The organism is Bradyrhizobium sp. GW821-FHT13H05 (assembly GCF_058804065.1).
Genome location: NZ_JBXAPO010000001.1, coordinates 823,828 through 850,063, shown reverse-complemented (window position 1 = coordinate 850,063; position 26,236 = coordinate 823,828). Strand labels below are relative to the sequence as shown.

At 64.2% G+C, this 26,236-nt stretch carries 23 protein-coding genes; 8 read left to right on the top strand and 15 right to left on the bottom strand.

Translation table 11 applies throughout. The annotated features are described in order from the left end of the window. Positions 1-47: 47 nt before the first annotated feature. Positions 48-467 (top strand): PaaI family thioesterase, encoded by a 420-nt coding sequence (locus AC1RR3_RS03995; protein ID WP_492819515.1) that lies wholly within the window; start codon positions 48-50, stop codon positions 465-467. A 63-nt stretch (positions 468-530) separates the two neighbouring features. Here AC1RR3_RS03995 and AC1RR3_RS03990 read toward each other — a convergent pair whose 3' ends face one another. After that, positions 531-1,415 (bottom strand): LysR family transcriptional regulator, encoded by an 885-nt coding sequence (locus tag AC1RR3_RS03990; RefSeq protein ID WP_492819513.1) that lies wholly within the window; start codon positions 1,413-1,415, stop codon positions 531-533. A gap of 123 nt (positions 1,416-1,538) precedes the next feature. Here AC1RR3_RS03990 and AC1RR3_RS03985 point away from each other — a divergent pair, with 123 nt between their 5' ends. Next, positions 1,539-2,162, top strand: a complete 624-nt coding sequence (locus AC1RR3_RS03985) for a pyridoxamine 5'-phosphate oxidase family protein (RefSeq protein WP_492819511.1) — start codon at positions 1,539-1,541, stop codon at positions 2,160-2,162. Here the strand turns inward: AC1RR3_RS03985 and AC1RR3_RS03980 are convergent. The 5 genes from AC1RR3_RS03980 to AC1RR3_RS03960 all read right to left on the bottom strand — a co-directional run bounded on the left by AC1RR3_RS03980 (position 2,159) and on the right by AC1RR3_RS03960 (position 7,864). Then, positions 2,159-3,058, bottom strand: coding sequence for a methyltransferase domain-containing protein (locus tag AC1RR3_RS03980; RefSeq protein ID WP_492819509.1), 900 nt, complete (start codon positions 3,056-3,058; stop codon positions 2,159-2,161). The two genes, AC1RR3_RS03985 and AC1RR3_RS03980, sit on opposite strands and share 4 nt — an antisense overlap. A gap of 32 nt (positions 3,059-3,090) precedes the next feature. Further along, entirely contained in the window at positions 3,091-4,200 is a 1,110-nt protein-coding gene (locus tag AC1RR3_RS03975) for a hypothetical protein (RefSeq protein WP_492819507.1), read from the bottom strand. A 120-nt stretch (positions 4,201-4,320) separates the two neighbouring features. Next, on the bottom strand, positions 4,321-5,052 hold the full coding sequence (locus tag AC1RR3_RS03970) for an ABC transporter ATP-binding protein (protein ID WP_492819505.1): 732 nt from the start codon (positions 5,050-5,052) through the stop codon (positions 4,321-4,323). After that, positions 5,049-6,818, bottom strand: coding sequence for a branched-chain amino acid ABC transporter ATP-binding protein/permease (locus AC1RR3_RS03965; protein ID WP_492819503.1), 1,770 nt, complete (start codon positions 6,816-6,818; stop codon positions 5,049-5,051). The genes AC1RR3_RS03970 and AC1RR3_RS03965 overlap by 4 nt, the downstream gene beginning before the upstream one ends. Positions 6,819-6,823: 5 nt before the next feature. Next, positions 6,824-7,864, bottom strand: a complete 1,041-nt coding sequence (locus AC1RR3_RS03960) for a branched-chain amino acid ABC transporter permease (protein WP_492819501.1) — start codon at positions 7,862-7,864, stop codon at positions 6,824-6,826. Positions 7,865-8,040: 176 nt separating this feature from the next. Between AC1RR3_RS03960 and AC1RR3_RS03955 the strand changes: the two genes are divergently transcribed. Continuing rightward, positions 8,041-8,550 (top strand): MarR family winged helix-turn-helix transcriptional regulator, encoded by a 510-nt coding sequence (locus tag AC1RR3_RS03955; protein ID WP_492819499.1) that lies wholly within the window; start codon positions 8,041-8,043, stop codon positions 8,548-8,550. Between the two features lie 37 nt (positions 8,551-8,587). Here AC1RR3_RS03955 and AC1RR3_RS03950 read toward each other — a convergent pair whose 3' ends face one another. The 9 genes from AC1RR3_RS03950 to AC1RR3_RS03910 all read right to left on the bottom strand — a co-directional run bounded on the left by AC1RR3_RS03950 (position 8,588) and on the right by AC1RR3_RS03910 (position 18,539). Continuing rightward, entirely contained in the window at positions 8,588-9,871 is a 1,284-nt protein-coding gene (locus AC1RR3_RS03950) for a glycerate kinase type-2 family protein (RefSeq protein WP_492819497.1), read from the bottom strand. Positions 9,872-10,102: 231 nt separating this feature from the next. Beyond that, positions 10,103-11,332: an ABC transporter substrate-binding protein gene (locus AC1RR3_RS03945; protein WP_492819495.1), complete on the bottom strand. Its 1,230-nt coding sequence runs from the start codon at positions 11,330-11,332 to the stop codon at positions 10,103-10,105. A 239-nt stretch (positions 11,333-11,571) separates the two neighbouring features. After that, positions 11,572-12,798, bottom strand: coding sequence for an ABC transporter substrate-binding protein (locus tag AC1RR3_RS03940; RefSeq protein WP_492819493.1), 1,227 nt, complete (start codon positions 12,796-12,798; stop codon positions 11,572-11,574). A gap of 129 nt (positions 12,799-12,927) precedes the next feature. After that, a complete protein-coding gene (locus tag AC1RR3_RS03935; RefSeq protein WP_492819491.1) occupies positions 12,928-14,157 on the bottom strand; it encodes an ABC transporter substrate-binding protein in 1,230 nt (409 codons plus the stop codon). A 28-nt stretch (positions 14,158-14,185) separates the two neighbouring features. Further along, on the bottom strand, positions 14,186-15,205 hold the full coding sequence (locus AC1RR3_RS03930; RefSeq protein ID WP_492819489.1) for a branched-chain amino acid ABC transporter permease: 1,020 nt from the start codon (positions 15,203-15,205) through the stop codon (positions 14,186-14,188). Positions 15,206-15,207: 2 nt separating this feature from the next. Next, on the bottom strand, positions 15,208-16,086 hold the full coding sequence (locus tag AC1RR3_RS03925; protein WP_492819487.1) for a branched-chain amino acid ABC transporter permease: 879 nt from the start codon (positions 16,084-16,086) through the stop codon (positions 15,208-15,210). A 12-nt stretch (positions 16,087-16,098) separates the two neighbouring features. Next, positions 16,099-16,812 (bottom strand): ABC transporter ATP-binding protein, encoded by a 714-nt coding sequence (locus AC1RR3_RS03920; RefSeq protein ID WP_492819485.1) that lies wholly within the window; start codon positions 16,810-16,812, stop codon positions 16,099-16,101. Then, entirely contained in the window at positions 16,809-17,606 is a 798-nt protein-coding gene (locus tag AC1RR3_RS03915; RefSeq protein WP_492819483.1) for an ABC transporter ATP-binding protein, read from the bottom strand. The genes AC1RR3_RS03920 and AC1RR3_RS03915 overlap by 4 nt, the downstream gene beginning before the upstream one ends. Positions 17,607-17,672: 66 nt before the next feature. Then, positions 17,673-18,539 carry an IclR family transcriptional regulator gene (locus AC1RR3_RS03910; protein ID WP_492819802.1) on the bottom strand — a complete coding sequence of 289 codons (867 nt, stop codon included), beginning with the start codon at positions 18,537-18,539 and terminating at the stop codon, positions 17,673-17,675. Between the two features lie 130 nt (positions 18,540-18,669). Between AC1RR3_RS03910 and AC1RR3_RS03905 the strand changes: the two genes are divergently transcribed. The 5 genes from AC1RR3_RS03905 to AC1RR3_RS03885 all read left to right on the top strand — a co-directional run bounded on the left by AC1RR3_RS03905 (position 18,670) and on the right by AC1RR3_RS03885 (position 26,040). Beyond that, the gene (locus AC1RR3_RS03905) at positions 18,670-20,766 is read left to right on the top strand and encodes a 3-hydroxyacyl-CoA dehydrogenase NAD-binding domain-containing protein (RefSeq protein ID WP_492819481.1); all 2,097 of its coding nucleotides are present in this window, start codon (positions 18,670-18,672) and stop codon (positions 20,764-20,766) included. 146 nt (positions 20,767-20,912) lie between these two features. Beyond that, the gene (gene pimA / locus AC1RR3_RS03900; RefSeq protein WP_492819479.1) at positions 20,913-22,592 is read left to right on the top strand and encodes a dicarboxylate--CoA ligase PimA; all 1,680 of its coding nucleotides are present in this window, start codon (positions 20,913-20,915) and stop codon (positions 22,590-22,592) included. Between the two features lie 23 nt (positions 22,593-22,615). Then, a complete protein-coding gene (pimC, locus tag AC1RR3_RS03895) occupies positions 22,616-23,806 on the top strand; it encodes a pimeloyl-CoA dehydrogenase large subunit (protein WP_492819477.1) in 1,191 nt (396 codons plus the stop codon). 192 nt (positions 23,807-23,998) lie between these two features. Further along, on the top strand, positions 23,999-25,141 hold the full coding sequence (pimD, locus tag AC1RR3_RS03890; RefSeq protein ID WP_492819475.1) for a pimeloyl-CoA dehydrogenase small subunit: 1,143 nt from the start codon (positions 23,999-24,001) through the stop codon (positions 25,139-25,141). A gap of 125 nt (positions 25,142-25,266) precedes the next feature. Further along, positions 25,267-26,040: an SDR family NAD(P)-dependent oxidoreductase gene (locus AC1RR3_RS03885; RefSeq protein WP_492819473.1), complete on the top strand. Its 774-nt coding sequence runs from the start codon at positions 25,267-25,269 to the stop codon at positions 26,038-26,040. The last annotated feature ends 196 nt before the right edge of the window (positions 26,041-26,236 follow it).

Here is a 26,236-nt window from a genome sequence, read left to right as displayed (position 1 = left end):
CACATCGCGTTCAATGGCGGCGAGCCCACCAGCGACGCGAGATTGCCATGACCCGTACCGACATTCCCGAAGGCTTCGAGCCGCATTTCCGCGAGAGCCCGCTCACCGAGCCGTGGAAGCCGCTCTATGCGAAGAAGATCGACAAGGCCGTCATCATCGGCCTGCGGCTGGCAAAGCCGCACACCAACGGCCGTGGCCTGATCCACGGCGGCCTCATCGCCGCGCTCGCCGACAATGCCATGGGCTATAGCTGCGCGCAGGCGACGGGCTGGACCACGTCGTTCGTGACGATCTCGCTGTCGGTCGATTTCGTCGGCTCCGCCGAGATCGGCCAGTGGCTCGCAATCGAGAGCGACGTCATCAAGACCGGCAGCACGATCTGCTTTGCGCAGTGCCTGGCGAAGGCCGACGATGCCGTGATCGCGCGGGCAAGCGGTACGTTCCGGGTGGTGCCGAAAAGGGGGTAGCTGGTCTCGTGCCCCGGATGCAGCGCAGCAACGCTGCGCGTTGCAGCGCGTCCGGGACAGGACCTACCCAAAGCTCCACTCCGCCGTCCCCACCACGAGATCGATGAACGCGCGCACCTTGGCCGAGAGCAGGCGCGAGGTCGGGTAGACGATGTGGATCGGCAGCGCCGGCTGCTCGTATTTCGCCAGCACGATTTTCAAGTGCCCGCGCTTCAGTCCCTCGGCGGCCTGATAGGCCAGCACGCGCGTCACACCGCCGCCGGCCTCGGCATATTGCAGAGCGGCGTCGGCACTGTTGCTGGTGAAGCGCGGGTTCGGCGTCAACTCGATCTCCTGGCCGTCGCGCAGGAAGCGCCACGCGATCGAAGGCCCGAACAGAATAGTCTGATGGTCGAGCAGCGCCTCCGGCGTCTTCGGCTCGCCATGGCGTTTCAGATAACCCGGCGTTGCCACCGTGATGCGTCGCATCTCACCGACCTGGCGCGCGACGAGCGTGGAGTCGGCGAGATGGCCGATCCGCACCGCGACGTCGACGGCGTCTTCGACGAGATTGACGAGGTTGTCCGACAGCCTGAGCTCGCAGGCGACTTCAGGATAGCGCTTGAGATAGTCGGTCATGATCGGCCCGACATGCAGCCGGCCGAAGCCGACCGGCGCCGACACCACCAGACGTCCGCTCGGCCGGTTGCGCTCCTCCCGCGCCGAGCCGTCGGCCTCCTCGACATCGGCAAGGATTCGCCGCGCGCGCTCCAGATAGCGCGTGCCGACGTCGGTCAATCTCACCTGCCGCGTGGTCCGCTGCAATAGGCGCGCGCCGAGATGTTCTTCCAGCGCCGCGATCAGCCGCGTCACCGCCGAGGGCGACAGGTGCAGCTTGCGCGCCGCCGGTGCAAAACCGCGCAGATCGGCGACGGTGACGAAGACGTGCATGGCTTCCAGGCGGTCCATGTCTATTATTGCATATACCGCAATGATGAAGTGTCAAGTCGGCCGATTGTTTCGGCAGCCGAAAGGTCCATCTTAGACGGCGAGAGACGCAGGGATGCGCCGGGATTTTCAGGAGATGTTCCGATGACCGCAGTTCACACTTATGCCAGCGACGTGGCCTTCACGCCGGCGGTGAAGTCAATCCAGGCCCGCAAGGGTTCGCGCGAGGCGTATGCCCGTGCCGAGCAGCATGGCTGGCGGACCGAAGTCGACGAGAAGTTGGCCGGATTCCTCGCCGAGGCCAACAGCTTCTATTTCGCCACCGCCTCCGCAGAAGGCCGGCCTTACATCCAGCACCGCGGCGGGCCGAAAGGCTTCCTCAAGGTGCTGGACAAGCAGACGCTCGCCTTTGCCGATTACGCCGGCAATCAGCAGTTCATCACGCAAGGCAATCTGACGGAGAATCCCAACGCCTACATCTTCATCATGGACTACGCCCATCGCCGCCGGGTGAAGATCTGGGGCGAGGCGCGCGTGGTCGAGGATGACGAGGCGCTGACGACCTCGCTGATGCCGAAGGGCTACCGCGCGCGTCCGGAGCAGGTGATCCTGTTCAAGATCGCGGCGTGGGATACCAACTGCCCGCAGCACATTCCGCAGAAGTTTGACGCTGTGGATGTGGCGCAAGCGCTGGCGGTGAGGGATCAGCGGATCGCAGAGCTGGAGGCGGAAGTGGCAGCGTTGAAGGGGCAGGCTGCGACGAGCTAAACCGCAGCCACGATTGCGAACTGGCTGTCATCGTTCAGGCGGGTCAGCTCCATTTGCGAAGGAGCGTGCAGGCCGGCCAGGCGGCCGGCCTCGAGGCGATAGACGCGCTGTCCGCGGACTTCGGTGATGCGGCGTCCGGTGAGGCGCCGCAGCTTCTCTTCGATTTCCTCGATCGCGAAATGCCGAACATGGAACCGGAACGCGGCCTTGTTGAGGACAAAGGGCAGTCCGCTCTCGAGCGGAAACGACAGCAGGATCGGCCCCGTGGTGGCCGTGCCGACCTGCCGCAGGAATTCATCGCAATCGGCGACGTGCTCGATCGATTCGAAGCAGATGGCAAAGTCGGCGGCGGCCGTGGCGAGCTCGAACGGAAAGTAGGCCTGCGTGAAGACGACGCGATGATCGCCATAGGATGTTTCGGCCAGGGCGATCGCCGGCGCAGAGCCGTCAACGCCGATGATTCTTGCACCGCAGCGATCGGCGACGATTCTGGCCCCGTAGCCGTTGCCGCAGAACAGGTCCAAGCCGGTAACCGCATGGGCCGGGGTGACGTGCTGGCCGAGCCAGCGCGCGGCAAATTCGTAGCGGGCCGTGTGGTCCCGTCTGACGGCGTCCACGACAGGAGCGGTCTGGCGCTCACCGCTCTCGAGCGAGAGATCGTGGTCTTCGCGTTGGGCCGTCGGGTTCCGTACGAAGCGATCTCCAAGCGCGGCTCGAACCCCGGTCGCGCCGGGGTCCACGACGAGTGCGCGCCACAGGTCCGCCTCGGCCTCCTGCGTCAGCCCGATATTCGCCCTGGCGATCGAGCGCAGCAGCAGCGCCTCGATATTGGTCGGCTGGGCGCGCAGGGTCGCATCGAGGTGAGCGACCACATCCGTAAAGCGCTGTTCTTCCAAAAGCGACAGGACCGAGGCCCAGCTCCCGTGCATCACGCCACGACCTTGTCGATTGCGCCAAATCCCCAATCCGCATTGAGCGCGCGCCGCAGGCGATCCTTCTCCAGTCGGTGCGACGATTTGGGCAGGCTGTGGCCTTCATCCAGCAGAGAGCACCACGTCTGCGGCGCGTACCAGCCGGCATTCTGCGGGACCGCATCGCCGAAGCCGCCGGCCTCGCCGGGGGCGCCGGTGCCGAAGCAGTAGAGCGGCTGCTTCAGCGCGATCGTGTGCTTGCCGAACAGCTGTGCCTCGACGAGGCCGCTCGAATTCAGTGCGCAGACGGTCTCGATCTCCGGCTGCGCGAGGAGCTGGTAGAGGTTGAGGTCGGTCCAGCCGACCGAGCCCAGACTCTTGATGGCCTGGTGCGTCGCCGAGCGCGGCTGGTCATAGGGGTGTGGTTTGAACAGGACTGCCGAAGAGCGGACCGACAGCTCGATCAGGTCCGGGAGGTAGTCGCCCAGCTGAGCGAAGCCTCCGGTCTCGAGATCAAGCGACGCGCGGTCGTCCGCAACCTGCCCCAGGATGAGCGCGGTCCCGGGCCTGAGGTCCAACGGCTTCATGAAGCTCGCCTTGCTTCTGACGAAGCCGGCGCGGAGTGCGGCGTCGCGGAGATCGAGCATGTTGTGCAGCAGGATCCGATGGATCGAGGCCCGGTTGGTGCGCGCCGCGAAGACGACATCGTCGAGAAAGCGCACCGGATAGAGGATCAGGTCGATGACGGCAATTCCGGCCTGGTCCAGCAGCCTGCACATCAGATCCGGCAGTTCGTAGCCGACCACGGTGGTGCCGCGAAACGGTTCGGTCACGGCATGCGCGATCCCGGCGGGCAGCGTCTTGAGCGACAGGAGCTTGCCCCATCCTTCTGTTGTCAGCGGCAAGCCCGCCAGCTCGTACAGGTCGGGCGTATGAAAATAGTGATGGTCCCCGCGCAGCCGCGGATCCCAGGAGGCCGTGGTGACCTGCCATCCGCCGAGCCTCGCCGCGGTGCCGACAATGCCGTCGAGCCAGCGGACGTGCTTCCAGGTCCCGCTCTCCCAGGTCGTCCCGACCAGATAGGGCCGGAATAGATCGGCGGTCAGCGTCAATCGTGGAGTCGTCATCGAGCCTCGCATCCCCGAATAAACGTGCGAGGGACCTGATTCAGGCGCGATAGTTCGCGTGTGGGCGCATGAACGCGGCGGACACCGGCCCGGCGTGTCGCGTCGCCTCGAGCCTGCGGCCTAGATCACACTCGCGCCTTCGTGCTGGAAGCCGAGATAACTCGCCGCCACCCGCTCATTCGCCGCGATATCGCTCGCCTTGCCGCTCAGCACGAACTCGCCGAGTTCCATGACATAGGCGTGGTCCGCGATCTTCAGCGCCGCCTGCGCGTTCTGCTCGACCAGCAGCACCGAGACGCCGCTGGCACGCAGTTCGGTGACGATCCGGAAGATGTCCGCGACGATGATCGGGGCAAGGCCGAGGCTCGGCTCGTCCAGCATCAGCAGTTTTGGCTCGCCCATCAGCGCGCGGCCCATCGCGAGCATCTGCTGCTCGCCGCCGGAGAGCGTGCCGGCGAGCTGCTTGCGGCGCTCCTTCAGGCGCGGAAACAACGTGTAGACACGCTCCATCGAGGCCCTGGCCCTGTTCCGCTCGATGCGGAAAGCGCCCAGCTCGAGATTGTCCTCGACATTCATGGTCACGAACAATTCGCGGTGTTCGGGGACGAGGCCGAGCCCCATCGCGACGCGGTCCTCGATGTCGAGCCGGGCGAGGTCTTGCCCTGCAAAGGCGACGCGGCCCTTCAGCGGAAAAATGCCCATGATGGCAGACAGGAGCGTGGTCTTGCCGGCGCCGTTGGCGCCGACGATGGTGACGATCTGGTTCTGGCCGACTTCAAGCGAGACCGAACGCACCGCCTCGACTTTGCCATAGGCGACATGCGCGTCGGTGACGGACAACAGCACGCTCATGCCGCCACTCCGAGATAGGCCTTGATCACTTCGGGATTGGTCTTGATCGTGGCGGGCGTGCCTTCCGCGATCTTGGTGCCGAAATCGAGCACCACGATGCGGTCGGCGAGGTTCATCACAAAGCCCATGTCGTGCTCGACCAGCAGCACGCTCATGCCGCCGTCGCGCAGCTCACGCAGCAGCGCTGCAAGCCGCTGCTTCTCCATGTGGCGCAGGCCCGCGGCCGGCTCGTCGAGCAGCAGCAGCATCGGATCGACGCAGAGCGCGCGGGCGATCTCGACGATACGCTGCTGGCCCAGCGACAGCGAGCCTGCGAGCTGATGCATCTGCTCGGCAAGTCCGACGCGCTCGATCTGGCGGGCGGCTTCCGCGAGCAGCTTGGCCTCGTCGGCGCGGTCGAGCCGCAGCATCGAGGAGATCGGGCCGGAATGGCCGCGCAGATGCGCGCCGATCGCGACGTTCTCCAGAACGGTCATGTCGGGCACCAGCTTCACATGCTGGAAGGTCCTGCTGATGCCGAGCTTGACGATCTCCTGTGGCGGCGCGTTGTCGACTTTCTTGCCGAGCACGGAGATCGACCCTGATGTCGCCGACAGCACGCCGGTGATCAGGTTGAACGTCGTGCTCTTGCCGGCGCCGTTCGGCCCGATCAGCGCGACGATCTCGCGGGCCTGGACGTCAAAGGAGACGTTGTTGACCGCGATCACGCCGCCGAATTGTTTGCGCGCCTTCTCGACCTGGAGCAGGACGCTGGCCTCGCCGCGCGAGCGGATGCGCTGCTCCAGCTTCAATGAGGTATCAGGCTTCTTGCCACTGCTGCGCTCCGGCAGGAACGACATCAGCCACGGCCAGAGGCCGCCGGGCGCGAGCTGAAGCAGCGCCACCAGCATGATGCCGAACACGATGGTCTCGACCTGGCCGGAGCCGGGCAGGATCAGCGGCAGATAGCTTTGCAGCACCTCTTTCAGCACCACGACGATCGCCGCGCCCAGCACGCCGCCCCAGACATAGCCGGCGCCGCCGACCACGGCGATGAAGAGATATTCGATGCCGGCCTGCGCACCGAACGGCGTCGGGTTCACCGCGCGCTGCAGATGCGCGTAGAGCCAGCCGGACAGGCCGGCGAGCACCGCGGCGTGGATGAACACCAGTAGCTTGGCGCGCGGCGTGTGCACGCCGAACGCTTCGGCCGCAACGTGGCCGCGGCGGAGCGCGCGGATGGCGCGGCCGGTGCGGGAGTCCAGCAGGTTCATCGTGAGCAGGGCCGAGAGTATCACGGCGACCCAGATCGCGTAGTAGATCGAGCCCGGCGAGAGCATCTTGAACGCGCCGATCGACAGCGGCGGGATCGCCGAGATGCCGTCGTTTCTCCCCAAAAATTCCAGCTTGCTGAAGAGATAGAACAGGCCGAGCCCCCAGGCGAGCGTGCCGAGCGGCAGATAGTGGCCGGAGAGACGGACCGTGACCAGGCCGAGCAGCACCGCGAGCAGGCCGCTGACCAGCAGCGACAGCGGCAGCGTCAGCCACGGCGACAGGCCGTAGGCCGTCGACAGCACCGCGGTGGTGTAGGCGCCGAAGCCGACGAAAGCTGCTTGACCAAAAGAGGTCAGGCCGCCGACGCCGGTGAGCAGCACGAGGCCCATCGCAACCAGGGCGGTCAGGCCGATATTGTCGAGCAGCACGATCCAGAACGGCGGCATGCCCGGAACGAACGGGATCGCCGCCATCACGAGCGCGAAAATGAGGATGGGAAGCCGGCTCTGCATGCGCCTCAGTCCTTCTCTTCCTCGACCGCGGGCGCGGCGAGCGAGCGCAGCAGCAGCACGGGGATCAGCAGCATGAAGACGATCACTTCCTTGTAGTTGGAGGCATAGAAGGACGAGAACGCCTCGACGATGCCGACGACCAGCGCCGCGACAGCGGTGAGAGGATAGCTGACGAGACCGCCGATGATCGCGGCGACAAAGCCCTTCAGGCCGATCAGGAAGCCCGAGTCGTAATAGAGCGTCGTGATCGGCACGATCATGATGCCCGACAGCGCGCCGATGACGGAGGCCAGCAGGAAGGCGATCTGCCCCGAGAGGGTGGTGCGGATGCCGGCAAGCCGCGCGCCGAGCCGGTTCACGGCGGTTGCGCGCAGCGCCTTGCCGTAGAGCGTCAGGCCGAAGAACAGCCAGAGCCCGACGATGAAGGCGACGGTGATGGCATAGACGGTGATGCTCTGCCCGGTGAAGCGCAGCGCGCCGGCGGTGAAAGAGCCTGACAGCACGGCAGGTCCGCGCTGGCCCTCGGCGCCGAAGAACAAGAGGCCAAGCCCCTGCAGCGCCAGATGCACGCCCACCGATGCGATCAGCAGCACCAGCACGGAGGTGTGCGCCAGCGGCTGGAACGCGATGCGATAGAGATACAGGCCGATCATCGCCACGATCACCAGCGACAGCGCGATGCAGACCGCGACCGGCGGCTTCTGGGCGGCGAAGGTGATTGTCAGCGCCAGCACGATGGCCGGTAGCACGATGTTGGTGACGAAGCTGCGCGCGACCAGGCGGCCATGCAGCGCCTTGCGGGCCACGAACAGGTCGAAGCCGAAGGCGCCGATGCCGAGGGCCAGCGCGAGCTTTGCCGTGCCCGGCATCTGGCCCGCGGCCAGCGAGGCATAGGTCAGCGCGCCATAGGTGACGAATTCGCCCTGGGGAATCAGGATGACGCGGGTGACGGCGAACACCAGCACCAGCGCCAGGCCGAGCAGCGCATAGATCGCGCCATTGGTGATGCCGTCCTGCAGCAGGAACAGCATGATGGTGGTGTTCAAGACCGGACGCTCCCCCTTAGATCAAGGGCCGGTCTCCGCAATTGCGGTGGACGGTCCCCTCACAGCCATTGAAATACGCTGACGATATTTGATATGGTCCATAACAATTATCAAATATAACTTCAAGGGTGGTGGGCGACCCGTCCCGAATTTAGCGGGATTACGAGCACGAGGCGATGACCGTTTCCAAAACCGCTGAAAAACCCGCTGACGCGGCCAAGGGCCGCAAGGACGCGTCCGAGCCGCAGGCCGAGGCGCTCCAGCTCGGCGAGCTCTCCGAGCAGCTCGGCTACGTCCTGAAACGGGCGCAGCTCAAGGTGTTCGAGAATTTCCTGCGCTGCATGGCCTCGCTCCAGCTCACGCCGGCGCAGTTCTCCGTGCTGCTGCTGGTCGAGAAGAACCCGGGCCGTAACCAGACCGAGATCGCCTCCACCCTCGGCATCCTGCGTCCGAATTTCGTGGCCTTGCTCGACAATCTCGAGAGCCGCGACCTCTGCGCGCGGATCCGCTCCACCAACGACCGCCGCTCGCACATCCTGGTGCTGACCGACAAGGGCAAGGCGGTGCTGGCCCGCGCCAAAAAGCTCGTCGCCACCAAGCACGAATCGCGGCTGAACGAACTGTTGGGGCAAGCCAACCGCGAAGCGCTGCTTCAGATGCTCGCGAAGATCGCCAACGAGTTTTAAGGCCCGGCCGCCACCGTTGGAGGAACTGGCAGGCCTCTCAATCCACCAAAATCACCCGGATATCATTCACGTTGGTCAGCGTCGGGCCGGGCTGCAGCAGGTCGCCGGTGGCCTCGAAGAACGTGGTCGCGTCGTTGTTGTCGAGATAGGCCTGCGGCTGAAGTCCCTGCGCCTTCATCTTGGCGAAGGTCGCAGCATCAATCAGGGCGCCGGCGGGGTCGGTGGGGTGACCGGCGCCGCCGTCGGCGCCGTCGGTGTCGCCGGCGAGCGCCGAGATGTCAGGCGTGTCCTTCAACAGCGCAGCCAGCGCCAGCGCGTATTCCTGGTTCGGGCCGCCGCGGCCATTGCCGCGCACGGTGACGGTGAGCTCGCCGCCGGACAGGATCGCGATGCGCTTGCCCTGGCTACGTGCCTGCAGCGCGAGCTTCGCGTGGTCAGCGGCAACCTCGCGCGCCTCGCCTTCGAGATCGGCACCGAGATCGATGGTCTCGTAGCCGGCGTCTTTTGCGAGCTTCACTGCGGCGTCGAGCGATTGCTTGGGCCGTGCGATCAATTCGAAATGCGCGCGGGCAAAGGCGGTATCGCCGGGCTTGGCGCTCTCATTGGCGGGATCGTCGAGCGCGCGGCGGACGGCGTCGTCGATGGCGAGCTTGTATCTGGCGACGATCGCGCGTGCGTCTGCAAGCGTGGTCGGATCGGGCACAGTGGGGCCGGAGGCGATCGCGGACGGATCGTCATGCGGCACGTCGGAGATCGCGAGCGTGACGATCTCGGCGGCGTTCCCGCCAGCACGTGCGAGCCGGCCGCCCTTGATGCGCGACAGGTGCTTGCGCACGACGTTCATCTCGCCGATCGGCGCGCCCGAGCGCAGCAGCGCCTTGTTGACCGCCTGCTTCTGCGCAAAGCTGATGCCGTCCACCGGCGCGATCCAGTTGGCCGAGCCGCCGCCGGTGAGCAGCACCAGCAGCAGATCGTCAGGACCAGCCTCGCCTGCGAGCGCGAGCGTGTCGGCCGCCCCCCTCAAGCCGGCTTCGTCAGGTACGGGATGACCGGCCTCGACCACGCGGATGCGGCGCGTCGGCACGCCGTAGCCATGGCGGGTGGTGGCGATGCCGGCGAGGCGCTCCGGCGCAAGCCCCAGCGTGTCGAGATAATGCCGCTCGGCGGCGGCAGCCATTGCGCCGGCGCCCTTGCCGGCGGCAAGGCAGATCACGCGTCCCCTGGGCGCGGGGCGCAGATGCGGCGCCAGAATCGTGCTCGGATGGGCGGCGGCAACGGCGGCGTCGTAGAGCGCGCGGAGCAGGGGACGTCGGTCGGTCATGACGAAAAGCCTTCGGCGGACTATAGCAACGACATGCCTACCGCATCGGGCGCGAAAGCGTAAGCGGGCTTTACCATCATTCGATTGTGCAATCGCGTCATCATAATCAGGTCAGCAAAAACTCCCTGCGATCATCTCGCAGGGAGTTTGTCGTTATCGCATATTCGGCAAAAGCGTTTTCGAGCGAAGTGGATACCGGTTCGCGTAAAGAAAACGCGCCCAAATAAGAATCTAGCCGCCGACGTCGGCGCTGATCACGTCTCCGAACAGCTCGAATTTCTCGCCCTTGAATTTCTCGAGTTGAAGCTGGCTGATCGGCGCGAAATCGGTCGGCGAGGTGTTGACCTTCACGCCGGGCAGCAGCGCCTCGGTGCGGAAGTCCTTCAGGTTCGCCGCTTGCTTCATGACGTTTTCGCGCGTGAGATCGTCACCACACTGCTTCAAGACCTGGACCAGCGTCTGGGCCACCGCATAGCCGACGATGGTGCCCTTATCGAGCTTGTCGCCCTCGGGGAAGTATTTGGTCATGAACGCCAAAAACTCCTTCATGCCGGGATCGTTGGTCCATGCGGGATCCGACACGTCCTTGAGGTAGTCGGCCGAGATGATGTCCTGGCCGTTCTCGAAGCCGGCGGGCTTCATCACGCTGCCGACGGAGGCCGACACGTTGTTGAGGAAGTGCAGCGGCTTCCAGCCGATCTCGGCATTCTTCTTGATCGCTTGCGCGGCGAATTTCGGCGTCGTGATGTTCATGAAGACATCGGCGCCGGTCGACTTCAGCTTGACGATGTGGTTGTCAATGGTCGGCTCGGAGGTCTCATAGCTCTCCTCCATCACGATCATCGCGGCGGCCTTGGCACCGAGCCCGTCCTTGAGGCCTTTCAGATAGTCCTTGCCGTAATCGTCGTTCTGGTAGAGCACCGCGATCTTGGCGTCCGGCTTGTTCTTCAAGAGCCACTTCGCATAGATCTGCGTCTCGCTCTGGTAGTTGGGCTGCCACCCCATGGTCCAGGGGAAGTTCTGCGGATCGTTCCACTTGGTGGCGCCGGTCGCGACGAACAGTTGCGGCACCTTCTTCGAGTTCATGTATTTCTGGATCGCCGAGTTCGGCGGTGTGCCGAGCGAGTTGAAGATGAACAGCACCTCGTCGCTCTCGACCAGCTTGCGCGCCTGCTCCACCGTCTTCGGCGGCGAATAGGCGTCGTCATAGCTGATGTAGTTGATCTTGCGGCCGTTGATGCCGCCCTCGTCGTTGATCTTCTTGAAATAGGCGGCTTCGGTCCGCCCGATGATGCCGTAGGCGGAGGCCGGTCCGCTGTAGGGCATGATGTTGCCGATCTTGATCTCGGTGTCGGTCGCGCCGGTATCGTATTTCTTCTGGGCCGATGCGGTGGAGGTCGCGGCTGCAATGAGCGCGAGCGCCAGTGACGCAGCGGCAAGCTTGCCGGTGACAGCGGGCATTCCTATCTCCCTATTTTCTTGGTGTGTGCGCGTCCCTTTTCTTGTGTTGCTTGTTTTTGGCGACGCGGCCGCAATTCAATACGATTTGCCTGATGCCTTCAACAGAAAGCCCCTGCGATGAGGTCGCAGGGGCTGCTTCTTTAGTAGTCAAAGGCGGGCGCGGCGTCGTGTGCGCTGCGAGAGGTCGCGACGTCCGCTAGTTGTTTACTTTCAAAACAGCGATTTTGAGTTGATGGACCTCAGTGGCCCATATCGCTCGAGATGATCTCGCCGAACAGCTCCCATTTCCTGCCCTTGAACCGCATCATCTGGAGCTGCTCGATCGGGGCGAAATTGTCGGCTGCGGTGTTGATCTTGATGCCGGGCAAGAGCGTGTCCGGCTCGAAATCCTTCAGGCTTGCGGCCTGCTTCATGACGTTCTCGCGGGTGAGGTCGTCGCCGCACATGTGCAGCACCTTCACCATGGTCTGGGCTGCGGCATAGCCGAACACCACGCCGGCATCGAGCTTGTTGGCCTTGGGATCGTATTGCGCGAGGAAGTTATAGAACTTCTTCATGCCGTCATCGGCATTCCATTGCGGGTCCGAGCCGTCCTTGGTGTAGCTCGCCGACAGGATGCCTTGCGAGATCTCGATGCCTGCCGGCTCCAGCACGCCGCCGACCGAGGCCGAGACGTTGGAGATGATGTGGATCGGATGCCAGTTGATCTCGGCCGCCTTCTTGATCGCCTGGGCTGCGAACTTCGGCGTGGTGATGCTGATGAAGACGTTGGCGCCGGAGGCCTTCAATTTCACGACGTGCTCGTCGATGGCGGGCTCCGAGGTGTCGTAGCCGTCTTCCATTGCGATCATCGAGGCCTTGGCCCCGAGACCATCCTTCAGCCCCTTCAGATAGTCCTTGCCGAAATCGTCGTTCTGGAAGAGCACGCCGATCTTCGCGTCCGGCTTCTCCTTCATGATGTATTTGGCGTAGATCCGCGCCTCGCTGGCGTAGCTCGGCTGCCAGCCCATGGTCCACGGATATTGCTTGGGGTCGTTCCACTTCGAGGCGCCGCTCGCCACGAACAATTGCGGCACCATCTTTTCGTTCATGTATTTGCGGATGGCGCCGTTGGTGGAGGTGCCGAGCGAGCCGAAGATCAAGAGCACCCCGTCGCTCTCGACCAGCTTGCGCGCCTGCTCCACCGTCTTCGGCGGCGAATAGCCGTCGTCATAGGAGATGAACTTGATCTTGCGGCCGTTGATGCCGCCCTCGGCGTTGACCTTGTTGAAATAGGCCTCCTCGGTCCTGCCGATCGCGGCATAGGCGGAGGCCGGCCCGCTATAGGGCATGATGTTGCCGATTCTGATCTCGGTATCGGACGCGCCGCTGTCGTATTTCTTCTGCGCCAGGGCCGGGCTGCTCATCGCAGTGCACAAAGCGAGCGCGGCCGAAAGGCTCGCAACCTGAAATCGAACGGCAGTCATCATTCTCCCACCCCGGCTGGATCGGAGCTGCATTGAACAAGAATGAAGCCCGACGTCAACAAAAAGCCCCCGCGGTTGCCCGCGGGGACTTTGTCGGTTTGAACCCGGACTTGGACTATGGCGTCAGCGTCACTCGGAGGCGACGTCGCCGCTGATGATCTCGCCGAACAGTTCCCACTTCTCGCCCTTGAAGCGCTGCATCTGAAGCTGCGAGATCGGGGCGAAGTCGGTGGCGCTGGTGTTGATCTTGACGCCGGGCAGCAGGGTGTCCGGAGCAAAATCCTTCAGGGAAGCGGCCTGCTTCATCAGGTTGGCGCGGGTGAGGTCGTCACCGCACATTTCCAGCGTCTTGACCAGGGTCGACGCCGCGCCATAGCCGTAGACCATGCCGGTGTCGGTCTTGTCGGCGCCGGGCATGTACTTGTCGACGAACTCGTTCCACTTCTTCATGCCGGGGTCGTTGTTCCACTGCGGATCGGTGGAGTCCTTGGCATAGGCCGCCGACAGCACGTCCTGCGAGGCCTCGAAGCCGGCCGGCTTCATCACGCTGCCGACCGAGATCGACACGTTGGTGAGGATCTGGAGCGGTTTCCAGCTCAGCTCGGCGGTCTTCTTGATGGTCTGGGCCGCGAACTTCGGCGTCGCGTAGATCAGCAGCACGTCGGGATTGGCGGCCTTGATCTTGACGATGTGGCCGTCGATCGACGGCTCGGAGACTTCATAGCTCTCTTCCATGACGATCATGGACGCGCCCTTGGCGCCGAGACCGTCCTTGGTGCCCTTGAGGTAGTCTTTGCCGAAATCGTCGTTCTGGTAGAGGATCGCGACCTTGGCGTTCGGCTTTTCCTTCATCAGCCATTTCGCGTAGATCTGCGCTTCGCTCTGGTAGGAGGGCTGCCAGCCGATGGTCCAGGGGAAGTTCTTCGGATCGTTCCACTTGGTGGCGCCGGTGGCGACGAAGAGCTGCGGAATCTTCTTGGCGTTCAGGTACTTCTGGATCGCCGTGTTCGAGGGCGTGCCGAGCGGATTGTACACGGCCAGGACCTCGTCGCTCTCGACGAGCTTGCGGACCTGCTCGACGGCCTTCGGCGGCGAATAGGCGTCGTCATAGCTGACGAAGGTGATCTTGCGGCCGTTGATGCCGCCCTTGTCGTTGATCATCTTGAAATAGGCCTCTTCGGTCTTGCCGATGATGCCATAGGCCGACGCCGGACCGCTGTACGGCATGATGTTGCCGATCTTGATCTCGGTATCGGACGCGCCGGTGTCGTACTTCTTCTGGGCAAGTGCTGCGCCGGAGGTGAGGGTCGCGACCGCCGTTACGAGTGCGGTGGTTCGCAGTATTCTTTCGAGAAACAAATGAAGTCTCCTTCCTTGGTGATATTTTTCAGTTTTTCCTGAGCTTACCGGCGAGTTGTTGGCCCAGGATTGCGACTTGCCTTGCGCCGTGCGGCACGAGGTAGATGACGGCGAACAGGAGCACGCCGAACACGGCGCCGGAGAGGCCCTTGGAGATGCCCTCCGCGATGTTCGGCACGAAGATGATGAAGGCGGCACCGACGATCGAGCCGGGCAGCCAGCCGACGCCGCCGACGACCATGCCGAGGAACAGCGAGATCGCGAGCGTGATGGTGTAGCTGTCGGGCGCGACGAACTGCACCGCAATGGCGCCGAGCGATCCGGCGATGCCGGTGATGGCGGCCGAGACGCCGAACGCCAGCGTCTTGTACAGCGCGACATCGACGCCCATGGCGGACGCCGCGATCTCGTTGTCGCGGATCGCCATGAAGGCGCGGCCCGAACGGGAGCGCAGCAGGTTCACCGACAAGATGTAGATCGCGAGCACGACGGCGAGCGAGAAGTAGTAGAGCCACATGTCCTGCGACATCGGCAGGCCGAACGGCGCGTCCGGCTTGGTGACGACGAGGCCCTGCACGCCGCCGGTCCAGTGCTCGAGGAAATTCAGCTTCAAGAGCTGCGGCATGGCGGTGGCGAGCGCGAAGGTCGCGAGCGCGAGGTAAACGCCGGAGAGCCGCAGCGCCGGCTGCCCGAACAGGAAGCCGAAGCCGAAACAGACGATGCCTGCGATCGGCAACGTCAGCGCGTAGTTGACGTTGAAATGCTCCATCAGCACCGCGGTCGTGTAGGCACCGACGGCGTAGAAGGCGCTCTGGCCGAGCGAGAACTGGCCCGAGCCGCCGGTCAGGATGTTCAGCGCCAGCACCGCGAGCCCGTAGATCAAGAGCATCGTCATCTGGAAGATGATGAAGTTCTTGACGAAGACGGGCATGATGATCAGCGCGGCGAGCACCACCAGCGAGGTGCCGGTGCCCAGCGTCATGGCCCGCTTCGGAACCGCCTCGACCGCCTCGTGGCCCTCTGCAACGACTTCTTCTGCAGCGCTCATGATCAAACTCGCTTGACGATGTGCCGGCCGAACAGGCCAGCGGGTTTGACGACCAGGACGGAGATGATCAGCGCGAGCGCGATCGGGAGCTTCAGCTCGTTGCCGACGCCGGGAATGTAGGTGCCGGCGAGGTTCTCGAAGATGCCGACCAGGAAGCCGCCGACCACGGCGCCGAACGGGCTGGTCAGCCCGCCGAGGACCGCGGCGGCGAAGCCGTAGATCAGCACGCCGCCCATCATGTTGGGCTCGAGGAACACGACCGGGGCGATCAGCATGCCGGCGATCGAGCCGATCGCAGTGGCCATGCCCCAGCCGAGCGCGATCATCCAGCTCGTGTTGATGCCGACGAGGCGAGCCGATTCAGGCACGGACGCGGCCGCGCGCATGGCAAGGCCAATGCGGGTGTACTGGAAGAAGAAGTAGAGGCCGAGCAGCAGCAGCACGGTGACGCCGATCATGCCGGCCTGGTGGGTGGAGATCAGCTGGCTGCCCAGGAACGGCGAGGAGCCGAACGGGGTCGGATACTGCTTGATGGTGAAGTCCCAGAGCAGGCCGGCCGAGGAGTTGATGATCGCGTACAGCGCGATGAAGCCGGCGACATTGGTCAGCACCGGCGCCTTCGTCAGCGGCTTGAACAGGATGCGCTCGATTGCGATGCCGGCGATGAAGGAGAAGATCAGCGTGATGACGAAGGCGGCCCAGTAGGGCACGCCCCATTGCATCAGCTGCCAGGAGATGAAGGTCGAGAACATCGCCATCTCGCCCTGCGCGAAGTTGAGATGGTCGATGGCCTGGTAGATCATGACCACGGCGAGCGCCATGCAGGCATAGATCGCGCCCGTGGCGATGCCGGCCAGCACTTGATTGGTGAAAAGCTCCATCGTGCCGGCTCCTCAGTAACCCAGATAGGATTTGCGGATTTCTTCGTTGTTCGCGATGTCCTTGGCATTGCCCGACATCACGATGCGGCCGGTCTCGATCACATAGGCCTGGTCGGCGAGCTCGAGCGCGAGCTGGGCGTTCTGCTCGACCACCAGGATCGACACCTTGTCCTCGCGGTTGATCTTGCCGAGGATGCCGAACAGGTCGCGCACCACCAGCGGCGCGAGGCCAAAGGACGGCTCGTCCAGCAGCATCAGGCGCGGCCGCAGCATCAGGGCGCGCGCGACCGCGAGCATCTGCTGCTCGCCGCCGGACAGCGTGCCGGCCTGCTGGGTGTGCCGCTGCTTCAAGACCGGGAAATGCGCATACATGCGCTCGATGTCGGAGACGATGCCGGCGCTGTCCTTGCGGGTGATGGCCCCTAGCTGGAGGTTCTCCTCCACCGTCATGGTGGTGAAGGTGCCGCGGCCCTGCGGTACATGGGCGATGCCGAACCGGACGATGCTTTCGGTCGAGCGGTTGTTCAGCGCCTTGCCGTCGAACTCGATGCCGCCGGTGGAGCGCACCATGTTGCAGATCGCGCGCAGCGTCGTGGTCTTGCCGGCGCCGTTGGCGCCCAGCAGCGTCGTCAGCGATCCCTCGTTGAGCGAGAAGGACAGGCCATGGAGCGCCTGGACCTGGCCGTAATAGGCGCGCAGGTCCTTGACGTTGAGCAGAACAGTCATTGGTCCTTGCTCCCGAGATAGGCCTTGATGACGTCGGGGTCCACCTGCACCTGGGCGGGGGTGCCTTCGGCGAGCTTCTTGCCGAAATTGAGCGCAACGACGTGATCGGCGATCGACATCACGAGGCCCATGTGATGCTCGACCAGCAGCACGGTCATGTGGCGTTCGTCGCGGATGCGGCGGATGAGGTCGCCGAGCAAATAGACTTCCTCATGGTTGAGGCCGCCGGCGGGCTCGTCGAGCAGCAGGATCTTCGGATCGGCCGCGAGCGCGCGCGCCAGCTCGACGCGCTTCTGCGTACCGAAGGGCAGGCCGGACACCACGGTGTGGGCGACGTCCTCGAGGTCGAGATAGGCGAGGATCTCGTGCACCTTCTTGTTGACGTCGGTCTCGCTGCGGCGAATCCAGGCGAGGCGCAGCGAGTCGCTGATGATGTCGCTGGAGGTGCGGGCATGGGTGCCGACGCGGACATTGTCCATCACCGACAGGTTCGGAAACAGCGCCACGTTCTGGAAGGTGCGGCCGATACCGATCTCGGCGATCCGGTGCGGCGGCCGCGACAGGATGCTCGCGCCTTCCATCAGGATGTCGCCGGAAGACGGCTGGTAGAGGCGGGAGAGGCAGTTGAAGAGCGTGGTCTTGCCGGCGCCGTTGGGGCCGATCAATCCAAGGATCTGGCCCTTGTGCATGTCGAACGACACGCCGTTGAGCGCGACGATGCCGCCGAACACGACGCTGACGTCGCGAACCGCGAGCAGGGGCGATGTTCCCTGCGCGAGCTGTGCCTGCGTCATCTCGTCTCGCCCACAAATTTCAGCGGGCGACGGGGCGATGCGAACCGCACCCGATCATGACAAAGGCTATCTGAACCCCTCGGCCACACGCGCAACTTTTCCTCCTGATTTCAGCTTTTTGCTGACGTCTTTTTTGGATTGCGGCATCAGTCCCCCGAGTGCCGCTTCGATGTTCCTTACCATCGCAAGCAGACGCGGTCCAATGTCGTTGATCAAACGCTCTTCCGTGAAGCGGAATGCGGGCGCGCCGCAATTGAATGCGTAAGGTCCGGTTCCGTCGTTGAGCTTGAGTGCGACGCCGGCGGCGCCGATGTCGTCGTGCCAGTCGCCGACGGAAATTGCAAAGCCGTATTTCGCGACGGTCTCGCCGGAACGTTCCAGTCCATCGCGCATCTTGGGCCAGCGGCTGCCGTAATGTTCGCGCAGGATGCGGGACAGTTCAGCGCGATTGTCTTCGTCGAGTGCCCAGAAATAGGCACGGCCCATCGCGCTGGTTGCAATCGGCACGCGGGAGCCGACGTCCAGTTGAACGCCAACGGTCTCGCTGCCACGGCTTTGCCCGAAATAGATCATGCTGTGGCGGTCGCGGCCGCCGATGGCGACGGCTCCTCCCGTCGCGCGCATCATGTCCTCGCGAAACGGTTCGGACAAATGCCGAACACCGAGATTGGCCAGCGCCGCGTAGCCGAGCGCCATTGCGGCGGGGGCGAGCTGATATTTCTCGAAGCGGGGAACCGGTGTCAGATAACCGAGCTTGGTCAACGTGTAGGTCAGGCGCGAAACCGTCGGCTTGGGCAGATTGGTGCGGGCCGCGATTTCCTGGTTGCCGAGAAGGCCGTCGTTGGGGTGGAATGCGCGCAATACATCAAGTCCGCGGGAAAGCGCGACGACGAAATTCCGATCGGTCGCAGTCTTCTTTCCTGTACGCTTCATCCCTGATCTGCTTCTTGCGCGGAGTCGTTGACAACGTCCGTGCTTCAAAATAACCCTGCCGTCAAGATGCGGAATTAAATTCCGCACTGCGAAATCGAACAAAAGTAAATCCCCACCAAGGAGGGACACCGTGAGCGAAGTGGTCAAGCTTGAGCGTCATGACGAAGTCGGGATCGTCACGGTCAACAGCCCTCCGGTCAATGCGCTGAGTGCCGCGGTCCGCGGCGGCATCTTGGAATGCATCAAGGCTGCGATCGCCGATCCCGCGATCAAGGGCATCGTGCTGACCTGCGCCGGCCGTACCTTCATCGCCGGCGCCGACATCACCGAATTCGGCAAGCCGCCGAAGCCGCCCGGCCTCAACGAAGTGCTGGCCGAGATGGAGAATTCGCCGAAGCCGATCGTGGCCGCGATCCACGGCACTGCGCTTGGCGGCGGCCTCGAGGTCGCGCTCGCCTGTCATTATCGCGTGGCTGTGAAAGAGGCAAAGCTCGGCCTGCCCGAGGTGAAGCTCGGCCTGCTGCCGGGCGCCGGCGGCACCCAGCGGCTGCCGCGCGCGGTCGGCCCCGAGCTCGCAGTCAAGATGATCGTCGGCGGTGATCCGATCGGTGCGGCCGAAGCGCTGAAGAACGGCCTGATCGAGGAGATTGTCGAGGGTCCGGCTTCCGGCGGCGAGGCTTTCGTCCGCAAGCTGATCGCCGAGAAGCGTCCGCTGCGCCGCCTGCGCGATGACGATTCCAAGATTGCGGCGGCCAAGGCCGACCGCTCGATCTTCACCAATGCCGTTGCTGCCATGACCAAGAAGTCCAGGGGGCTGGAAGCGCCGTTCGCGGCCGCCGACGCGGTCGGCTATGCCATCGATTTTCCGTTTGACGAGGGTTTGAAGAAGGAGCGCGAGGGCTTCCTCAAGCTCGTCGCCAGCGACCAGTCCAAGGCGCAGCGCTACGCTTTCTTCGCCGAGCGCGAGGCCGCCAAGATCGCCGGCGTGCCCGAGGGCACCAAGTCGCGCCCCGTTAACCGTGTCGCCATTCTCGGCGCCGGCACCATGGGCGGCGGCATCGCGATGTCGTTTGCAAACGCCGGCGTTCCCGTCACCCTGATCGAGACCGGCGAGGAGCAGCTCAAGCGCGGCATGGGCATCATGCAGAAGAACTGGGAAGCGACCGCCGCGCGCGGCGGCATTCCCGCTGACGCGCCGGCCAAGCGCATGGCGCTGATCAACGGCGTCGTCGGCATCGAGAATGTCGGTGATGCTGACCTGGTGATCGAAGCCGTGTTCGAGACCATGGCGGTGAAGAAGGAAGTGTTCGGCAAGCTCGACCAGTACGTCAAGCCGGGCGCGGTGCTCGCCTCCAACACCTCGTATCTGAACATCGACGAGATCGCGAAATCGACCAAGCGTCCGCAGGACGTGCTCGGCATGCACTTCTTCTCGCCGGCCAACGTCATGAAGCTGTGCGAGATCGTCCGCGCCGACAAGACCGCGCCGGATGCGCTGGTGACAGCCGTCACGATCGCGCGCAAGATCGCGAAGGTGCCGGCCGTGGTCGGTGTCTGCGACGGCTTCGTCGGCAACCGCATGCTGGCCCAGCGCGGCAAGCAGTCGGAGAAGCTGCTGTTCGAAGGCGCCTTGCCGCAGCAGGTCGACGCTGTCGTCACCAAGTTCGGCATGCCGATGGGGCCATTCGCGATGGGCGACCTCGCTGGCCTCGACATCGGCTGGCGTTCGCGCAAGGACCGCGGCATCAAGTCGGAGATTGCGGATGCGCTCTGCGAAGCCGGCCGCTTCGGCCAGAAGACCGGCAAGGGGTACTACAAGTACGAAGCCGGCTCGCGCTCGGCGCTGCCCGATCCTGATGTCGAGAAGCTGATCGACGAGACGCTGCTGCGCCTCGGCCGCAAGAAGCGCGTCGTCAGCGACGATGAGATCCTCGAGCGCATGATGTACCCGATGATCAACGAGGGCGCGAAGATCCTCGAAGAGGGCATCGCCGCGCGTCCCTCCGACATCGACGTGGTCTGGCTCTACGGCTATGGCTGGCCGATCTATCGCGGTGGCCCGATGTTCTGGGCCGACAGCGTCGGCCTCAAGCACATCGCCGATCGCCTGGCCTTCTACGCCAAGGAGACCAACGATCCCAGCCTCGAGCCCGCGCCCTTGCTGAAGAAGCTCGCAGCGGAAGGCAAGACGTTCGCCTCGCTGGCCGCGGCGTCGAAAGCGGCTTGATGGAGCTTTGCGCTCCAACTCTCAGTCATTCCGGGGCGCCCGCAGGGCGAACTATGGTGCGCAATTGCGCGCCTGAGAATCTCGAGATTCCGGGTTCGGCTCTTCGAGCCGCCCCGGAATGACGGTCTGTGTGGTTTAAGGAAGCAATGACCCATCCCGGCGAACAGTTTTATCCCGAGGGCGTGCGCTGGGACGACACCATCGTCCAGGGCTCGCTGCCTGACCTCTTGTCGAACGCCGCCGCGAATTATGGCCCGCGCACCGCGCTGGAGTTCCGCGATCGTCCGATCAGCTACACCGAGCTCGCAGCTCAGGCCGAGCGGGCGGCGGCGGCGTTCCTGCGCGCCGGGTGCGGCAAGAACAGCTCCGTCGCGCTGTTCCTCGGCAACACGCCCGATCACCCCGTCAATTTCTTCGGCGCGCTGAAGGCAGGTGCCCGCGTCGCGCACCTCTCCCCACTCGACGGCGAGATCGCGCTGACGCACAAGGTGTCCGATTCAGGCTCGCGCTTGCTCGTCACCTCGAATCTCCAGGCATTGCTGCCGACCGCGCTGAAATTTCTGGAGAAGGGCTTGATCGACCGCCTCGTCGTCTGCGAGGACGACAATTGGGGCAAGGTCGGCACGCCGCAGGCCGCGATTCCCGATGATCCCCGCATCGTCACCTTCAAGGCCTTTGTCGAAGGCGCCACCGCGCCGGCAATTTGGCCGGTGGTCACAGCCGATGACGTCGCGCTGCTGCAATATACCGGCGGCACCACCGGCCTGCCCAAGGGGGCGATGCTCACGCACGGCAACCTCACTTCCGCCGTGTCGATCTACGACGTCTGGGGCAAGCCGTCGCGGGCTGCGCGCGGCGACGTGGTCGAGCGCGTGATCTGCGTGCTGCCGCTATTCCACATCTATGCGCTGACCGTCGTGCTGCTGTCCTCGCTCAGCCGCGGCTATCTGATCTCCATCCATCAGCGCTTCGACGTCGAAGCGGTGATGCGCGACATCGAGGTCAGGCGCGCGACGTACTTCCCGGGCGTGCCGACGATGTGGATCGCCATCGCGGCACTTCCCGATCTCGACAAGCGCGACTTCTCCTCGCTCGCCACCATCGGCTCCGGCGGCGCGCCGCTGCCTGTCGAGATCGCGAACTTCTTCGAGCGCAAGGTCGGCAAGAAGCTGCGCAGCGGCTGGGGCATGACCGAGACCTGCTCGCCCGGCACCGGCCATCCGCCCGTCGGCCCCGACAAGCCCGGCTCGATCGGCCTGATGCTGCCCGGCATCGAGCTGGATGTGGTGTCGCTGGAGAATCCGACCAAGGTGCTGCCGCCAGGCGAAGTCGGCGAGATCCGCATCAAGGGCCCGAACGTCACCAGGGGCTACTGGAACAAGCCGGAGGGATCCGCGGAGGCCTTCGTCGACGGCCGCTTCCTCACCGGCGACATCGGCTATGTCGACACCGACGGCTATTTCTTCCTGGTCGATCGCAAGAAGGACATGATCATCTCCGGCGGCTTCAACGTCTATCCGCAGATGATCGAGCAGGCGATCTACACCATCCCAGGCGTGCACGAGGTGATCGTGCTTGGCATTCCCGACCAGTATCGCGGCGAGGCCGCCAAGGCCTTCATCAAGCTGAGGCCCGACGCCAAGCCGTTCACGCTCGATGAGCTGCGCGCGCGGCTCGCCGGCAAGGTCGGCAAGCACGAATTGCCTGTCGAGGTCGAGTTCGTCGACGATCTGCCGCGCACGCCGGTCGGAAAACTGTCGCGCCACGAATTGCGCCAGCAGCAGAAACCGGCACAATCCACGAAACTCGTATCGACGATAAGATAGGAACAGGTTCACAGGAGGATCCGATGGATCTCGCATTCACGAAAGAAGAGCAGGCGTTTCGCGAGGAAGTGCGATCATTCTTCCGCGACAACGTGCCGCCGGATACGCGGCGCAAGCTGGTCGAGGGCCGCCACCTCTCGAAGGACGAGATGGTGAACTGGTGGCGCATCCTCAACAAGAAGGGCTGGGGCGTCAGCCATTGGCCGAAGCAATATGGCGGCACCGGCTGGACCTCCGTGCAGCACTACATCTTCAACGAGGAGCTGCAGTCCTATCCGGCGCCGCAGCCACTCGCCTTCGGCGTCAGCATGGTCGGCCCCGTCATCTACACCTTCGGCAATGAAGAGCAGAAGAAGCAGTATCTGCCGCGCATCGCCAATGTCGACGACTGGTGGTGCCAGGGTTTCTCCGAGCCCGGCTCCGGCTCCGACCTCGCCTCGCTCAAGACCAAGGCCGAGCGCAAGGGCGACAAGTGGATCATCAACGGCCAGAAGACCTGGACCACGCTGGCCCAGCACGCCGACATGATCTTCTGCCTCTGCCGCACCGACGCGACCGCCAAGAAGCAGATGGGCATCTCCTTCATCGTGTTCTCGATGAAGTCGAAGGGCGTCACCGTGCGCCCGATCCAGACCATCGACGGCGGCGTCGAGGTCAACGAAGTGTTCTTCGACGACGTCGAGGTGCCCTACGAGAACCTGATCGGCGAGGAGAACAAGGGCTGGGATTACGCAAAATTCCTGCTCGGCAATGAGCGCACCGGCATCGCGCGGGTCGGCGTCTCCAAGGAGCGGCTGCGCCGCATCCGCGATCTCGCTTCCAAGGTTGAATCAGGCGGCAAGCCGATCATTCAGGACGCCGCCTTCCGCGAGAAGCTGGCGGCCTGCGAGATCGAGCTGAAGGCGCTCGAGCTCACGCAGCTCCGCGTCGTCGCGGATGAGGGCAAGCACGGCAAGGGCAAACCCAATCCGGCGTCCTCGGTGCTGAAGATCAAGGGCTCCGAGATCCAGCAGACCACCACCGAGCTCTTGATGGAAGTGATCGGCCCGTTCGCAGCGCCCTACGACGTGCACGGCGACGACGGCTCCAACGAAGCCATGGAGTGGACCGCCCAGATCGCGCCGAGCTATTTCAACAACCGCAAGGTCTCGATCTACGGCGGCTCCAACGAGATCCAGCGCAACATCATCGCCAAGGCGGTGCTGGGGCTGTGATTCTTTCTTCTCCCTCGCCCCGCTCTTGCGGGGAGAGGGCGGGGTGAGGGGCTTCTCTCCGAGCAAAGATCGTCGAGAGAGCGGTACCCCCTCACCCGGATCGCAAGTGCGATCCGACCTCTCCCCGCAGGCGGGGAGAGGTGAAGAGGGAGCCCCGCGCAACGCACACACTGGTTACTTGAGGAAACAGACATGGATTTTGACCTGAACGAGGAGCAGCGGCTCCTGAAGGACAGCATCGACGGCCTGCTGACCGATTCCTACGATTTCGAGAGCCGCAAGAAATACATGAAGGAGAAGGGCGGCTGGAGCAAAGCCGTCTGGGCCAAGCTCGCCGAGCAGGGCCTGCTCGGCCTGCCCTTCAGCGAGGCCGATGGCGGCTTCGGCGGCGGCGGCGTCGAGACCATGATCGTGATGGAGGCGCTCGGCAAGGCGCTGGTGCTCGAGCCTTATCTGGCAACGGTCGTGATCGGCGGCGGCTTCCTGCGCCACGCCGGCTCCGATGCGCAGAAGGCGGCGCATGTGCCTGGGATCATCGACGGCAGCAAGACGCTCGCGTTCGCCCAGCTCGAGAAGAACTCGCGCTACGATCTGTTCGACGTCGCGACGACGGCGAAGAAGAAGGGCGAGGCTTACGTCATCGACGGCGAAAAATTCGTCGTGCTCAACGGCGAGAATGCCGACACGCTGATCGTGACGGCACGGACCAAGGGCGACCGCCGCGACAAGAGCGGCATCGGTGTGTTCCTGGTGCCGGCGAGCGCCAAGGGCGTGACGAAGAAGTCATACCCGACGCAGGACGGCCTGCACGCCGCCGACATCACCTTCACGGGTGTTGAAGTCGGTGCGGATGCCGCGATCGGGAATCCCGACGACGCACTCGCGTTGATCGAGCGGGTGGTCGACGAAGCCCGCGTCGCGCTCTGCGCCGAAGCGGTCGGCTTGATGGATGAATCGCTGAAGACGACCGTCGAGTACATCAAGACGCGAAAGCAGTTCGGCGTCGCGATCGGCTCGTTCCAGTCGCTCCAGCACCGCGCCTCCGACATGTTCGTCGCCGCCGAGCAGGCCCGCTCGATGTCGATGTTCGCGACCATGGCGGGTGATTTCGAGGACGCCAAGGAGCGCGCCAACGCGATCGCCGCCGCCAAGGTCCAGATCGGCAAGTCGCTGAAGTTCGTGGGCCAGCAGGCGATCCAGCTCCACGGCGGCATCGGCATGACCATGGAGGCCAAGATCGGCCACTACTTCAAGCGTCTCACCATGATCGAGAACTCGTTCGGCGACACCGACTACCATCAGCGCCGCGTCGCGGATGGTGGTGGGTTGATCTAGGTCTCTCCTTCGTCATTGCGAGCGAAGCGAAGCAATCCAGTGTCTTTCCGTTGAGACACTCTGGATTGCTTCGTCGCTTCGCTCCTCGCAATGACGGAGGTCGTTGAATCAGCGGAGCAACAACAATGAAGAACACCCCGTTCGATCTCACCGGCAAGGTCGCAATCGTGACCGGCTCCAGCCGCGGCATCGGCCGTTCCTCCGCCGAACTGCTTGCAAAGCTCGGCGCCAAGGTCGTGGTCTCATCGCGGAAAGCGGAAGCCTGCAAGGACGTCGCCGCCGGCATCATCGCTGCCGGCGGTGACGCCACCGTCATCCCCTGCAACATCGCGCGCAAGGCCGAGGTCGAGGCGCTGATCTCCGGCACGATCAAGCATTACGGCAAGATCGACATCCTCGTCTGCAACGCCGCGGTGAACCCGTATTACGGCCCGCTGCTCGACATCACCGATGAAGCCTTCGACAAGATCATGGGCTCGAACGTCAAGAGCAATATCTGGCTGTCCGCGCTCGCGATCCCTGGGATGGCCGCGCGCGGCAACGGCTCCGTGATCATCATCTCCTCGATCGGCGGCCTGCGCGGCTCCACCGTGATCGGCGCCTACGGTATCTCCAAGGCCGCCGACTTCGCGCTGTGCCGCTCGCTCGCCGGCGAATGGGGCCCGAAAGGCGTCCGCGTCAACTGTATCGCCCCCGGCCTCGTCAAGACCGACTTCGCCCGCGCGCTGTGGGAGGACGAAGCCAACCTCAAGCGCCGCACCGCCACCACGCCGCTCCGCCGCATCGGCGAGCCCGACGAAATCGCGGGCGCGGTCGCGTATCTCGCCTCGGACGCCTCGAGCTTCATGACGGGGCAGACGATCGTGATCGACGGCGGCGTGACCACGGCGGCGGTGTAGGCGGTCTACTCCCTCGCCCCGCTCTTGCGGGGAGAGGGTTGGGGTGAGGGGCTGTCTCCACGCATACGGCTGGCGATGAGTTCGCGGAGAGTCCCCCTCACCCGGAATTCAAGCTGCGCTTGAATTCCGACCTCTCCCCGCAAGCGGGGCGAGGTGAACGGAGGCGGCTCCGCCAGCCTTGACCTTCCGCCTCCAA